Source organism: Brevibacterium limosum (genome assembly GCF_011617705.1).
In the GTDB taxonomy this organism is placed as follows: domain Bacteria; phylum Actinomycetota; class Actinomycetes; order Actinomycetales; family Brevibacteriaceae; genus Brevibacterium; species Brevibacterium limosum.
This window is the reverse complement of the sequence record NZ_CP050154.1, coordinates 3,860,152-3,872,896: the sequence shown is the minus strand read 5'-3', so window position 1 is coordinate 3,872,896 and position 12,745 is coordinate 3,860,152. Positions and strand designations below refer to the sequence as shown.

Annotated in this window: 8 protein-coding genes and 1 pseudogene; 6 read left to right on the top strand and 3 right to left on the bottom strand. The window is 66.0% G+C overall.

Annotated elements, in window-relative coordinates; translation table 11 throughout:
- Window positions 1–205: 205 nt before the first annotated feature.
- Window positions 206–1,099 (bottom strand): LysR family transcriptional regulator, encoded by an 894-nt coding sequence (locus GUY37_RS17315; RefSeq protein WP_166828243.1) that lies wholly within the window; start codon window positions 1,097–1,099, stop codon window positions 206–208.
- A 110-nt stretch (window positions 1,100–1,209) separates the two neighbouring features.
- Between GUY37_RS17315 and GUY37_RS17310 the strand changes: the two genes are divergently transcribed.
- The 3 genes and pseudogenes from GUY37_RS17310 (at window position 1,210) to GUY37_RS17300 (ending at window position 4,621) form a co-directional block, all read left to right on the top strand.
- Window positions 1,210–2,154 carry a CoA transferase subunit A gene (locus GUY37_RS17310; protein WP_166828240.1) on the top strand — a complete coding sequence of 315 codons (945 nt, stop codon included), beginning with the start codon at window positions 1,210–1,212 and terminating at the stop codon, window positions 2,152–2,154.
- Window positions 2,151–2,933, top strand: coding sequence for a CoA-transferase subunit beta (locus tag GUY37_RS17305; protein WP_228278238.1), 783 nt, complete (start codon window positions 2,151–2,153; stop codon window positions 2,931–2,933). The genes GUY37_RS17310 and GUY37_RS17305 overlap by 4 nt, the downstream gene beginning before the upstream one ends.
- A 489-nt stretch (window positions 2,934–3,422) precedes the next feature.
- Window positions 3,423–4,621 (top strand): annotated as a pseudogene (locus GUY37_RS17300) (Cmx/CmrA family chloramphenicol efflux MFS transporter).
- A 134-nt stretch (window positions 4,622–4,755) separates the two neighbouring features.
- Here the strand turns inward: GUY37_RS17300 and GUY37_RS17295 are convergent.
- Together GUY37_RS17295 and GUY37_RS17290 are read right to left on the bottom strand one after the other, a co-directional pair.
- A complete protein-coding gene (locus GUY37_RS17295) occupies window positions 4,756–6,294 on the bottom strand; it encodes an MFS transporter (protein WP_166828237.1) in 1,539 nt (512 codons plus the stop codon).
- Between the two features lie 399 nt (window positions 6,295–6,693).
- Window positions 6,694–7,596, bottom strand: a complete 903-nt coding sequence (locus tag GUY37_RS17290; protein WP_166828234.1) for a LysR family transcriptional regulator — start codon at window positions 7,594–7,596, stop codon at window positions 6,694–6,696.
- A gap of 89 nt (window positions 7,597–7,685) precedes the next feature.
- Here GUY37_RS17290 and GUY37_RS17285 point away from each other — a divergent pair, with 89 nt between their 5' ends.
- The 3 genes from GUY37_RS17285 (at window position 7,686) to hutU (ending at window position 12,703) form a co-directional block, all read left to right on the top strand.
- Window positions 7,686–9,509: an acyl-CoA dehydrogenase family protein gene (locus tag GUY37_RS17285; protein WP_228278237.1), complete on the top strand. Its 1,824-nt coding sequence runs from the start codon at window positions 7,686–7,688 to the stop codon at window positions 9,507–9,509.
- Window positions 9,506–10,702 carry a CaiB/BaiF CoA transferase family protein gene (locus GUY37_RS17280; RefSeq protein WP_166828231.1) on the top strand — a complete coding sequence of 399 codons (1,197 nt, stop codon included), beginning with the start codon at window positions 9,506–9,508 and terminating at the stop codon, window positions 10,700–10,702. The genes GUY37_RS17285 and GUY37_RS17280 overlap by 4 nt, the downstream gene beginning before the upstream one ends.
- Before the next feature lie 279 nt (window positions 10,703–10,981).
- Entirely contained in the window at window positions 10,982–12,703 is a 1,722-nt protein-coding gene (gene hutU, locus GUY37_RS17275) for a urocanate hydratase (protein ID WP_166828228.1), read from the top strand.
- The last annotated feature ends 42 nt before the right edge of the window (window positions 12,704–12,745 follow it).

The window sequence follows — 12,745 nt, the reverse complement described above, 5'->3', positions numbered from 1 at the left end:
AATACATTCTGATTTATGAACATATCCGAATAGATTGCCGGAGACAAGAGGTCGTCTCAATGAATGGGCATCCGGACACGCAGCTGATGGCCGGCAGACGCGCCGACGGCGGATGCGCCGACGGCGGACGCGTGCGCGGTGGTGGGGCCGGTCGCGTGGGCGACGGTCGCGGAGGTTCTGTGAACGTCGGTGAGACCGGCCGAGCTCAGCGGACTGTCGGCAGGACCGCCTCGGCGACATCGAGGACCGTATTCAGGGCCGCGTCCTGCTGATCGAGTCGATAGGCGAGGTGCAGCTGGGTGGCTTCGTTCGGGAGATCGAGCGGCACCGCAGTGATCCGCGAGTCATAGCCGGCGGCGACGGAGTCGAACGTGATCGTCACGCCCATCCCGGCGGCCACGAGCGCAGAGATCGACTGTGAGTCGGGCGCCTCCTGGACGGTGCGCGGGCTGAACCCGGCATCGAGGCACAGGCGCATGGCGGTCTCGCGCAGGTTCGAATTCGGTCGCGCGGGCAGGAGGACGAACGGTTCGTCGGCGAGCTCGTCGACGCCGATCTTCTTCCGACCTGCCAGGCGATGGGAGCTCGGCATGGCGACGCAGGGGCGCTCGATCGCCACGGGGCGGCCGGCGATGAGCGGAGGTCGCCTGCGCCAGCGGACCAGCGCGAGGTCGAGAGTGCCGTCCATGATCCGCTCGAGTCCCTCGTCGGCATAGATCGTCGACTCGAGCTGGAAGGTGATGCCCGGATTGCGTTCGTGCGAGGCCGCTACGAGGGTGGCGGCCAGGTCACGGGAGGACGGGTGCGAATACCCGAAGCGAACGCGGCCGACCTCGCCGCTGGAAGAACGGTGGACGGATTCGATGGCGGCCTGCTGGGTGGCGAGCATGTGTTTGGCCGGTTCGAGCAGAGCCTCACCGGCGGGGGAGAGGCTGACTGAGCGCGTCGTGCGTTGGAACACTGAGGCGCCGAGTTCGGTCTCCAGGGAGCGGATGGTGCGGCTCAGCGGGGGCTGGGCCATGCCGAGGCGTTCGGCGGCGCGGCCGAAGTGGAGTTCCTCGGCGACGGCGACGAAGGCGCGGATCTGCTGCAGCTCCACTGTGTTCTCCTGTATCAGGCGGTCCGGGCGAATGTCTTAATTATTGCATGAATTGACAATAATCACAGAGATATTTTGCGGATTTCGGTAATTGCTATAGCCTGCGAACCATGCACAGTGACACAGTCGTCAGTCTGCCTGAGGCCATCGAACGCTACGTCGAGGACGGGGCCACGGTGGCGCTCGAGGGGTTCTCCCACCTTATCCCGTTCGCCGCCGGACACGAGATCATCCGACAGGGAATCTCCGGACTCACCTTCTGCCGGCTCACCCCCGATCTGCTCAGCGACATGATGATCGCCGCCGACTGCGTCGATCGCCTTGTCTGCTCCTTCTTCGCCTCCGGTTCGGCCGGCAGCCTCTACGAGGCGCGGCGCCGCATCGAATCGGCCGACCCGCGGCCGCTCGCGGTCGAAGAGTACTCACACCACGCGATGACCCTGCGCTATCACGCCGGAGCCGCTCGCCTGCCGTTTGCTCCGATCGGCTCCTTCGTCGGCTCCGACATCCCCGGCATCAACCCGGACATCCGCTCCGTCGTCGACCCGTATTCGGGCAAGAAGACGTACGTCGTGCCGCCGCTCAACCCCGATGTCACGATCATCCACGCCCAGCGCGCCGACCGTCATGGCAACGTCCAGATCTGGGGCATCACCGGCACTCAGCAGGAAGCCGTCTACGCGGCCGACCATGTCATCGTCACCGTCGAGGAGATCGTCGACGACGAGGTCGTCCGCTCCGACCCGAACCGCACTCTCATCCCGGCTCACGCCGTCGACGCGGTGTGCGAAGTGCGAACCGGGGCGCACCCGTCCTATGTGCAGGGCTCCTACGATCGCGACAATGCCTTCTATCGCGAATGGACCGCGATCTCGAAGGACCCCGCCCGGTTGCAGGAGTGGCTCGACGTCCATGTGCGCGGGGCCCGCGACCATGCCGAGTACCTCGAATCGATCGGTCACGATCGTCTCCGCGGTCTGCTCGTGGATCCGCACCCCTCGGGCGTGGTCGATTACGGACGCCGTACGCAACCGAGCGAAGGGAGCCTGAAGTGAGCACCGCCTCGGCGAAGGACTTCACCGAAACCGAACTCATCGTCTGCGCGGCTGCGAAGATGCTCGCCCGCAGCCGCACCGTCTTCGCCGGGGTCGGCCTGCCCACGCTGGCCGTCGACCTCGCCCACCGCACGGTCAATCCGAGCATCCAGCTCATCTACGAATCCGGGGTCGCCGGCGCGCACCCCGAATCGATGGCCGAAGGCATCGCGGACTCCGTCGTCGTCTCCGGGGCCGAGGCGGTCGTCAGCATGCATGCTCTCTTCGGCTACGTCCTCCAAGGTGGGAACGTCGATGTGGGATTCCTCGGTGCAGCGCAGGTGGACCGGTTCGGTTCGCTCAACACCACCGTCATCGGCGACTGGGAATCTCCGAGAGTGCGTCTGCCCGGTTCGGGCGGCGCCGCCGACATCATGGCCAATGCCGGAGAGGTCTTCGTCGTCCTCCGCCGCCATGACCCGGCCGCCTTTCCCGCCGAACTCGACTTCGTCACCTCGGCCTCGCCCGTGCGCGCGGCGGAGCAGCCGGACTTCATCCAACCGCGCGGATTCGGAGTCTCCACCGTCATCACCCCACTGGGGATCCTGCGGCGGCGTGAGCGCCTCGGTGAGCTCGAACTCAGCGAGGTCCACCCGGGAGTGACCGTCGAGCAGGTGCAGGAAGCGACCGGCTGGGACCTCGCCGTCGCCGAGGATGTCACGCAGACCCAGGCGCCGACGGCCGAAGAAGTGCGCCTGCTCCGTGACGAGATCGACACGGTCCGCCTCTACCTGCGCTGAGGCGGGGGCGGGTGCGGGAGTCGGCAGAGTTTGGTCGGCCGGCCCCAGCCCCGCTGCGCCAGCCCGAGGGCACCAGCGCCACGGCACTGTCTACGACGAATAGCACTGGTTGCAACCCGTGCTATTCGTCGTAGACAGTGCCGTCAGCTGTTGGCTGCGGGAGTGGAATGTCGAGACGGTACACTTTTCTCTCAATTGCCCACCGAGGAACGTGAGCAGTTCAGAGCAGACAGTACCTCAACGTTGCTGGCCATGAAGTTGTTGACGTGTCTTGGGAGGTGCGGTGCAGACCCGTACGATGAGCCGTATGTCGAGCCCTGAATCGGACACTCAGGGGCTGTCGGTCACGCCGTCAGCCCCTCACCTTCGCTGAACCCCTGACGCTGCTGCCCAGTGCTGCACGCAGCTCGATCTTCAGGTGTTTCTTTGGGTGCTGGCCGTGGTGACGAGACGTTCTCTTGTTCGTACTCTCGCTTCGGAGCTGAATCGATGCCTTTCGTTCTCTATCTTCTTGCCCTGGTGGTCTTCGCCATGGGTACTTCCGAATTCATGCTTGCCGGCCTCGTGCCCGACATCTCGACCAATTTCGGCATTTCCGTGGCAACCGCCGGTCTCCTGACATCGGCGTTCGCTGTAGGGATGGTGATCGGCGCACCTGCGATGGCCGCGCTCACTCGTCGCCTCCCAGTGAAAGCGACGCTCGTGGGCTGCGTAGTCGTGTTCGCGCTGTCCCATGCCGTCGGAGCACTCACGCCCGACTTCACTGTTCTGTTCATTGCGCGCGTGATCGCCGCAGTTGTCAATGCAGGTTTCTTGGCTGTCGCCCTGGTCGCGGCGACGAAACTCGTGGCGCCCGATGCCAAAGGTCGGGCCGTGGCGATTCTGCTGGCGGGGACCACCGTCGCAACCGTCGCCGGCGTACCAGCGGGGGCTCTGCTCGGTACGGCACTCGGTTGGCAGTCGACGTTCTGGGCGATCGCTCTTCTCTGCATCCCGCCGCCGTCGGCATTGCCACGGGCTTCACTGCTCAACCTGACGATTCGTCAAAGGACCCGTCAGAGGAGGAGCCGTTCTCGACTTCGCTGCGGGCGGAGCTGTCGCAGCTTGCCTCCCCTCGCCTCGTCTTGACGATGCTGCTCGCCGCCCTGGTGAATGCCGGAACCTTCTCCACTCTGACTTTCCTGGCGCCGATCGTTACTGATACCGCCGAGCTGAGCCAGTGGTGGGTGTCGGTGGCTCTTGTGCTCTTCGGTGTTGGCTCCTTCATCGGCGTCACAGTTGCAGGACGGTTCTCAGACTCCCGACCCCGAATCGTCATCGTGGGCGGCGGAAGCATCCTTGTGCTCGGGTGGATCGCGGTGGCAATATTCGCGACGAACCCCGTTGCCCTGCTCGGGCTCATCTTCGCTCAGGGAGTGTTGGGGTTCGCTGTCGGGAGCACGCTGATCACGCGAGTGCTCTATGCGGCGGCGAGTGCGCCCACCATGGCGGGGGCGTATGCGACAGCAGCACTCAACATCGGCGCAGCCGTCGGCCCCGTCCTTGCCGCTGTGGCACTCAGCGTCATGCCAGGTGCTCTCGGACCTGTTTGGGTTGCCGTCGTCGCGACCGCAACGGCATTGCTGGTCGCAGTTCCACTTCTTCGGCTGATTGCCCCCGTCGATAGCGTCTTGACCTCTGACACCTAGCAGGCCGAGCAAATCCGTGCGGCCCCGAGCCCATCAGGGGACTCGGGACCGCATGGTTATCGAGGCAGGGGCCTCATCGTTGTTGAGGTCATCGTTGTTGAGGCCGGGGCCTCATCGCCGTCGAGGCGAAGACCTCAGGGAGTGACGGGAGCGCGCGCCGGTGCAGGCTCGGAGTCCGCGCCTGTGGCGTCGGCGGCCGGCACGGAATCGCTCGTGCCGACCGCGTCCGCGGAGCCGGCGGCCGGCGCCGAGCCGGTCGCGCCAGGCGCGACCGCGGCGTCGGCAGGCGCGCCCTTCGAGTCGGCGTCGCGCTCGGTCTGCTCGGCGGCGAGGGCTGCGGCGAACTCCTCCTCGTCGGCGGCCTCGGCCTTCGAATTCTCGCTGGCCGTCCAGCCGGTCTTGTTGAGCAGGATGAGCGTGCAGACGAGGGAGACGAGTGCATAGCCGGCGCTGAGGATCGCCACCGGAACGATGGATCCCGAGCTCGTGTACATCCACTGTGCTGCCGCAGCGGTGCCGCCGCCCACGGTCATCGAACACAGCTGGTAGGCCAGCGAGATTCCCGTGTACCGGACCCGCGTGGGGAACGCCCGGGCGATGATGCCGCCGATGCCGGCATAGAACAGCGAGTGCGGAACGGTCGCAGCGGCCATGGCTGCCAGCGCGATGCCGGGATGGCCCAATTCGATCGCGAAGAACATGAGCGGCATGAGGACGAACTCCGGCAGGATGATCCAGAAGATCGCCTTGCGCATGTCCTTGACCCGGTCGAGGATGATCGCGCCGAAGGGCTGGACGATGAACTGCACCACGAGCGCGAGCGTGACGACGGCGAGGAACGTCGACGAGCTGTACGCCCAAGAGTGAGAGGTGTCCGTGGCCCAGGCCGTGGCGAACGTCGTCTTGAGGTAGGTGACCTGGATGAGCGGCAGCGCACCGGCGCCGAGGAGGATGAGCACCCAGTGCTTCCTGATCGCCTCGAAGGCGGGAACCTTGGCGACGGCGTCCTTCTTCTTCACGACCTTCATGTTCTCCGGCTCTTCGAGCTTGAGGCGGATGACGAGGCCGATGACGATGAGGAAGATCGAGGCGAGGAACGCGATCCTCCAGCCGTAGAGGAGGAACTGCGGGGTCGGCAGGAGCGCGAGGAGGAAGAACATGCCCGAGGAGATGAGATTTCCTGCCGGTGATCCCTGCTGGGCGAAGGCCGAGTAGAGGACTCCCTTGCCCTTCGGGGCGTTCTCGCTGGCGATGAGCACGGATCCGCCCCATTCGCCGCCGACCGCGATGCCCTGCAGGATGCGCAGGCAGGTGAGGATGATCGGAGCGGCGATGCCGATGGTCGCATATCCGGGCAGCAGACCGACGAGGAACGACGCCGCGCCCATCAGCACGAGGGTGACGACGAGGGTCTTCTTCCGGCCGTACTTGTCACCGAAGTGACCGAAGATGATGCCGCCGAGCGGACGCGCGAGGAAACCCGCCCACAGTGTGACGAAGGAGAGCAGAGTGCCGACGCCGGCAGGCAGGGTGTCGGGGAAGAACACATGCCCGAAGACCAGCGCCGAGGCGGTGCCGTAGATGTAGAAGTCGTACCACTCGATGGTGGTTCCGATGAATGATGCGATTCCGGCTTTGCGGGCACGTTTCGCGGTGTTGACCGAATCAGACATGCGATTCCTCTCAGGTGGAGCGTCATTGCGCCGACCGATGCCAGGCGTCTCTGACGTGGCATGGGTGCTCGTTCACCGTAAGTTGCCCTTGTGGGCCGCGCAAACACTTTCTAGTTATATCGTCATAACTTGGAGTGATGCTATAGCCGGGTTCCCTTATGTTCTGCGGCTTACCGGGCCGTAGGACGCGAGGAGAGAATTTCTGCTGATACTGGCACCGGTAGTCGAGTAACGGATTGTTGCGCGATGTGTATCAGAGTGCGGCCAAGCCCTCGCCGAGGCGGCTGTGCCCGCACGTCAAGCGAAGCAGATGCTCTCGCTCGCCGTTGCGGTGCCGGGCGGGGTGGGGCCGCCCGGTTCCAGCCGGGCCGGAGTGTCCGTGCGGCGGGGCTCGGTTCCTCAGTCGGCGACCGGGTCGGCGAGAGTTTCCGAAGCGATGACGAGGTCGAGCGCGAGATCGCCGATGAGCGTCGACTGATCTTCCCGGCGGACCGTGATCCACGCCTGCGGGGCATTCGGGCGAGTGCCGACCCGCGTGAAGGTCAGTCGCTCATCGCCGTGGTAGCTGCGCGCCACGGGTGAGGGGACGAGGGAGACGCCGAGTCCGTGGGCGACCATTTCGACGGCCGCAGACCAGCTTGCCGTCCGATGGTGGATCTGCGGCTCGAAGCCATGCGTGCGACAGATGCCCACGACGGTGTCGTGGTAGATCGGGGACGCGCTCTTGCGGAAGATGACGAACGGGGAGTCGACCGCTTCGGCGATGGTGGTGATCGGCGATCCCGCCGGAGTGCACAGCCAGAAGGACTCCCTGGCCGCCGGGGTGCACACGACGCCGGGGTTCTGGAGCGGCATGTGTCCACAGGCGATGTCGATATCGTGGCCGAGCAGCATATCCGACTGCGCCGCCGAGGTGGCCTCTTCGGTGGTGACGAGGATATCCGGGTGTGCGTCGGAGAAGTCAGTGATCGTCTGCGGCAGACCGCGGTGGAGGAATGTGGCCACGGTGCCGATCGAGATCGACGTCGGCGCCCCGGTGTTCACGGCCACGGCGAATTCGTTGAATCGGTGGGCGGCGCCGACGGCGGACTTCGCATAGGGCAGCAGTGCCGCTCCCGTTGCCGTCAGCTTCGTCACGGGGCTCCGCTGGAACAACGGCTTGCCGACGAAGTCCTCGAGGCGTTTGAGTTCGGCACTCAAAGCGGGCTGCGAGATGTTCACAGCATCGGCGGCGAGCTGGAATTTGCCGTGCTCGGCCAGAGCGATGAAGTACTGGAGGCGCTTGAGACTCGGTTCAGCCATAACCGAAGATTATCAGGGATAAGAGAAATGTCTTTGTCAGCCGCAGATTCGCGGGCGTACCGTCGAAGCAACCATCAAAGGAGATTATCTTGCGCGAGACTATCCCGTCGCCCGATACGACCATGACCCCCGTGCCGGACAGCTTCGGCATCGACCGATTCGCCGACGACCGGTCGCTTAACGACCTGCTGCCGCTCTACCTCGACGAGAAGCTGCTCGCGCATCTGCGACCGGTGTTCGAGGACCTCGGGCCCCGCCTCGGCGGAGAACTCGACGACCTCGCCCACGATGCCGACGTCAATCCTCCGGTTCTCCAGCACCGCACCCGCAACGGCGCCGATCAGCAGTCGATCAAGATCCATCCGGCCTACCGTCGTCTCCAGGAAGTCGCCTTCGGCGAACTCGGCCTGGCCGCGATGAGCCACCGGCCCGGCGTCCTCGGCTGGGACGAACCGATGCCTCCGATCGTCAAGTACCTCCTCGTGTACCTCTTCACGCAGGCGGAATTCGGACTGCTGTGCCCGGTGAACATGACCGACTCGCTCACCCGCACCCTGCGCAAGTACGGTTCACCCGAACTCGTCGACCGCTTCATCGACGGGCTGACCAGCACCGACGTCGACGCTCTGACCCAGGGTGCGATGTTCATGACCGAACAGGACGCCGGCTCCGACGTCGGCCGGGCGACGACCACGGCCGTCGACAACGGCGACGGCACCTGGGCGCTGACCGGTGAGAAGTGGTTCTGCTCGAACGCCGACGCCGAGCTCGCCATGGTCCTCGCCCGCCCCGAGGGTGCGAAGCCGGGAATCAAGGGTATCGGACTCTTCCTCTTACCGCGCACTCTTGAGGACGGTTCGCCGAACTCCATGCGCATCGTCCGCCTTAAGGACAAGCTCGGCACCCGGTCGATGCCCAGCGGCGAGATGAGCCTGCAGGGAGCGACGGCCTACCTCGTCGGCGATATCGGACGCGGATTCGTGCAGATGGCCGATATGGTCAACTCCTCCCGCCTGTCCAACGCCGTGCGCGCGGCCGGCCTCATGCGGCGGGCCTTCGGCGAGTCGAAGTTCATCTGCCGCAATCGCGAAGCCTTCGGTTCGACGTTGAGCAAGCTGCCCCTGCAGCGTCGCCAGCTCGCGAAGATCATGACGACCACGGAACAGGCGCTGTCGATCTCCCTGCACACGGCGGAGGTCTTCGCCCGGGCCGATGCCGGTGATGCCGAAGCCGCCTCGGTGCTGCGCATCCTCACTCCGCTCATCAAGTTCCGCGCCACCCGCGACGCCCGCAAGGTCACCGCGGACGCGATGGAGATCCGCGGCGGAGTCGGCTACATCGAGGAGTACGGTGACGCCCGCGTCTTCCGCGACTCCCAGCTCGGATCGATCTGGGAGGGCACCTCGAACATCGTCGCCCTCGACGTCATCCGTGCCGCTCACCGGGCGGGAACGCTCAAACCGCTGTTCCTGCACCTGGAGACGCTCATCGCCGAGGCGGCCGACCTCCCGGCCGCGTTCCGCAGCCAGATCCAATCGCTGAGCTCGACGCTGCTGCACGCGCTCGAGTCCACGCCCGAAGGTGTTGAGCAGGCACGGGTGCGTCAGCTCGCGACCGCGACCTACAACCTCGTGTGCGCGTCCATCATGGCCTCGGAAGGCGCGCGGATCGGAGACAGCCGCGGCGACTGGTCGCGCATCGTCATCGCCGCACTGGTGCTGCGCCACAAGCTGATGCCGCAGAACCCGCTCGTCCCGGTCGTCGAAGACGATGCCGTACTGGACGCCCTCATCGACGGTGCCGGCATGGGCCGGGACGAAGCGTTCGCGGCTGTCGAGGAGATCCTCGGCGAGGGTGGAGCAGCTCAGTCCGCCGAGGATGGAACTGCGCGTTCCGGAGGGAGCGGGCAGTGAGCGCGGGAGCACTCGCCGGGATCACGGTCATCGATCTCTCGCGCATCCTCGGCGGGCCCTATTGCACGCAGATCCTGGCCGATCACGGTGCCGAGGTCATCAAGGTCGAACCTCCGGCCGGCGATGATACGCGCAGCTGGGGGCCGCCGTTCGTGGCGCCGGAAGTGTCGAGCTACTTCGCCGGGATCAACCGGAACAAGCGGATGATCACCCTCGACCTGCGCACCGAGGAGGGACAGGAGGCGCTGCACGGGCTGCTGGCCGGGGCCGATGTGCTCGTCGAGAATTTCAAGACCGGGACCCTGGCGAAGTGGGGGCTTGACCCGGTGTCGGACATTCCGGACCGCTACCCGCACCTCGTGCACGCGTCCATCACCGGCTTCGGCGATGACGGTCCGCTGGGTGGGCGGCCCGGATACGACGCGATCATCCAGGCGATGTCGGGACTGATGTCGGTCAACGGGGATGAGTCGACCGGGCCGATGCGCATCGGCATGCCCGCCGTCGACATGGTCACCGGGCTCAACGCGGCCATCGGCGTGCTCATGGCGCTGAAGGAACGGGTGACCAGCGGACGCGGTCAGCGGGTCGAGACGACGCTCTTCGACTGCGGAATCTCCGTCATGCATCCGCACCTGCCGAACTTCTTCGGCGGTGGGGCCGTGCCGAAGCTGTCCGGCAACGACCATCCGAACATCGCCCCGTATTCGGCGTTCGCGACCGGGGCCGGGCAGGTATTCATCACTGCCGGAAACGACGGGCAGTTCGCCAAGCTCGTCGACCACCTCGGTGCTCCGGGGCTCGCCCGGGACCCGCGGTTCGTCGACAATGCTGCGCGTCTGGGCAACAGGGATGCGCTGCGGGTCGAACTCGAAGCGCTCATGGTCTCGACGTCGGCAGAGGCGCTGTCCGAGGAGCTCATGAGCATCGGCGTGCCCGCCGGTCCGATCCTCGACGCCGCCGAGGTGGTCGAGCATCCGCATACCGCGCACCGGGAGATGGTCGTGGAGATGGGCGACGGCTACCGCGGAGTGGCCTCGCCGATCAAGCTCGCCCGGACTCCGGCCAGCTACCGGATCTCGCCGGTGCAGCCGGTTGCGGAGGTCGCCGGCGGGGACGATGGCGAAGGGCAGTATGGCGCGGAGGTCGAAGGGCACCCGCACGCGGCTGTCGAGGAGTCGGCGAGGATCTGAACGAAACTGCCGGGGCTGCCTCGGTGGGAAATCTGTGTGGGTGGCGCGTGGAACCGACCAGTGCTGCGTGAGTCTCGGGGAGCGGCGAACCCGGCATCGATTCATCTATGTCCGAAATGTCGGACGGAACTTGATGCGGGCCACTTTCGCATTCTGCTCCAGTCGTCAGAATGGATGGTGTAGTCAGAGCCGACAGCGCAGGGGAGCCCACACCTCGGCGCGACGGCGAAGCGGTAGCCAAGCATCCGCCTCGTCGGACACAGCGACAAGGAGAATCCCATGACCACCAAGCCGTCGTTCACCCAGCACGACCCGTCCCGCGTCATCCGTGCCGACCGCGGAACCGAGATCACCGCGAAGTCCTGGCAGACCGAAGCACCCAAGCGCATGCTCATGAACAACCTCGACCCCGAGGTCGCCGAACGTCCCGAGGACCTCGTCGTCTACGGCGGCACCGGTCGCGCCGCCCGCTCCTGGGAAGCCTACGATGCGATCGTGCGCACCCTCGACGACCTCGAGGACGACGAGACCCTGCTCATCCAGTCGGGCAAGCCCGTCGGTGTCATGCGCACCCATGAATGGGCCCCGCGCGTGCTCATTGCGAACTCCAACCTCGTCGGCGACTGGGCCAACTGGGAGCACTTCCGCGAACTCGAGGCCGAAGGCCTCATGATGTACGGCCAGATGACCGCCGGGTCCTGGATCTACATCGCCACCCAGGGCATCCTCCAGGGCACCTACGAGACCTTCGGCGCCATCGCCCGCAAGCGCTTCGACGGCACCCTCGCCGGAACCCTGACCATCACCGCCGGCTGCGGCGGAATGGGCGGAGCCCAGCCGCTGTCCGTGACCCTCAACGGCGGCGCCTGCCTCATCATCGACGTCGACAAGACCCGCCTCGATCGCCGCAAGGGCAAGCGCTACCTCGACGAAGTCGAAACCGACCTCGACACCGCACTGGCCAAGGTCATCGAAGCGAAGAAGAACAAGCAGGCCCTGTCCGTCGGACTCGTCGGCAACGCCGCCGAGATCCTCCCGCTCATCCTCGACCGCCCTGAGGCAGCCGAAGTCGACATCGTCACCGACCAGACCTCGGCCCACGACCCGCTGTCCTACCTGCCGGTGGGCGTGAGCGTCGACGACTGGCACGACGAAGCCGAACAGGATGCGGAGAAGTTCACCATCCGCGCCGAGGAGTCCATGGCCAAGCACGTCAAGGCCATGGTCGAATTCCAGGACCGCGGCGCCGAGGTATTCGACTACGGCAACTCGATCCGCGACGAGGCCCGCAAGGCCGGCTACGACCGCGCCTTCGAATTCCCCGGCTTCGTCCCCGCCTACATCCGTCCCCTCTTCTGCGAGGGACTCGGACCGTTCCGCTGGGTCGCGCTGTCCGGCGATCCGAAGGACATCGAGGTCACCGACGCCGCTCTCAAGGAACTCTTCCCGGAGAACGAACACCTGGCTACGTGGCTCGACGCTGCCAACGAGTACGTCGAGTTCGAGGGTCTCCCGGCCCGCATCTGCTGGCTCGGCTACAAGGAACGCCACCAGGCGGGACTCCTGTTCAACCAACTCGTCGCCGAAGGCAAGATCTCGGCCCCGATCGTCATCGGCCGGGACCATCTCGACTCCGGATCGGTGGCCAGCCCCTACCGTGAGACCGAATCCATGCTCGACGGCACCGACGCCGTGGCCGACTGGCCGCTGCTCAATGCGCTGGTCAACACCTCCTCGGGTGCCACCTGGGTGTCGATCCACCACGGCGGCGGCGTCGGCATCGGCCGCTCCATCCACGCCGGACAGGTCTCCGTGGCCGACGGCACCGAACTGGCCGCCCAGAAACTGGCGCGCCTGCTCACGAACGACCCGGGCATGGGCGTCATCCGCCACGTCGACGCCGGCTACGACCGCGCCGCCGAGGTGGCCGAAGAACGCGGCCAGCGCGTGCCGATGATCCCCGAGCTCGATCGACGCGACGAGGAATCCGCCGCACAGTAAGCGGCCTGCGGTCCAAGCAGGCTCTTTGGTACACGCTGTTGC

Bases quoted from the DNA above. Each gene is read 5' to 3' on its own strand.
- GUY37_RS17310 (WP_166828240.1), top strand. From the start codon at position 1,210: ATGCACAGTGACACAGTCGTCAGTCTGCCTGAGGCCATCGAACGCTAC.
- GUY37_RS17295 (WP_166828237.1), bottom strand. From the start codon at position 6,294: ATGTCTGATTCGGTCAACACCGCGAAACGTGCCCGCAAAGCCGGAATC.
- GUY37_RS17290 (WP_166828234.1), bottom strand. From the start codon at position 7,596: ATGGCTGAACCGAGTCTCAAGCGCCTCCAGTACTTCATCGCTCTGGCC.
- hutU (WP_166828228.1), top strand. From the start codon at position 10,982: ATGACCACCAAGCCGTCGTTCACCCAGCACGACCCGTCCCGCGTCATC.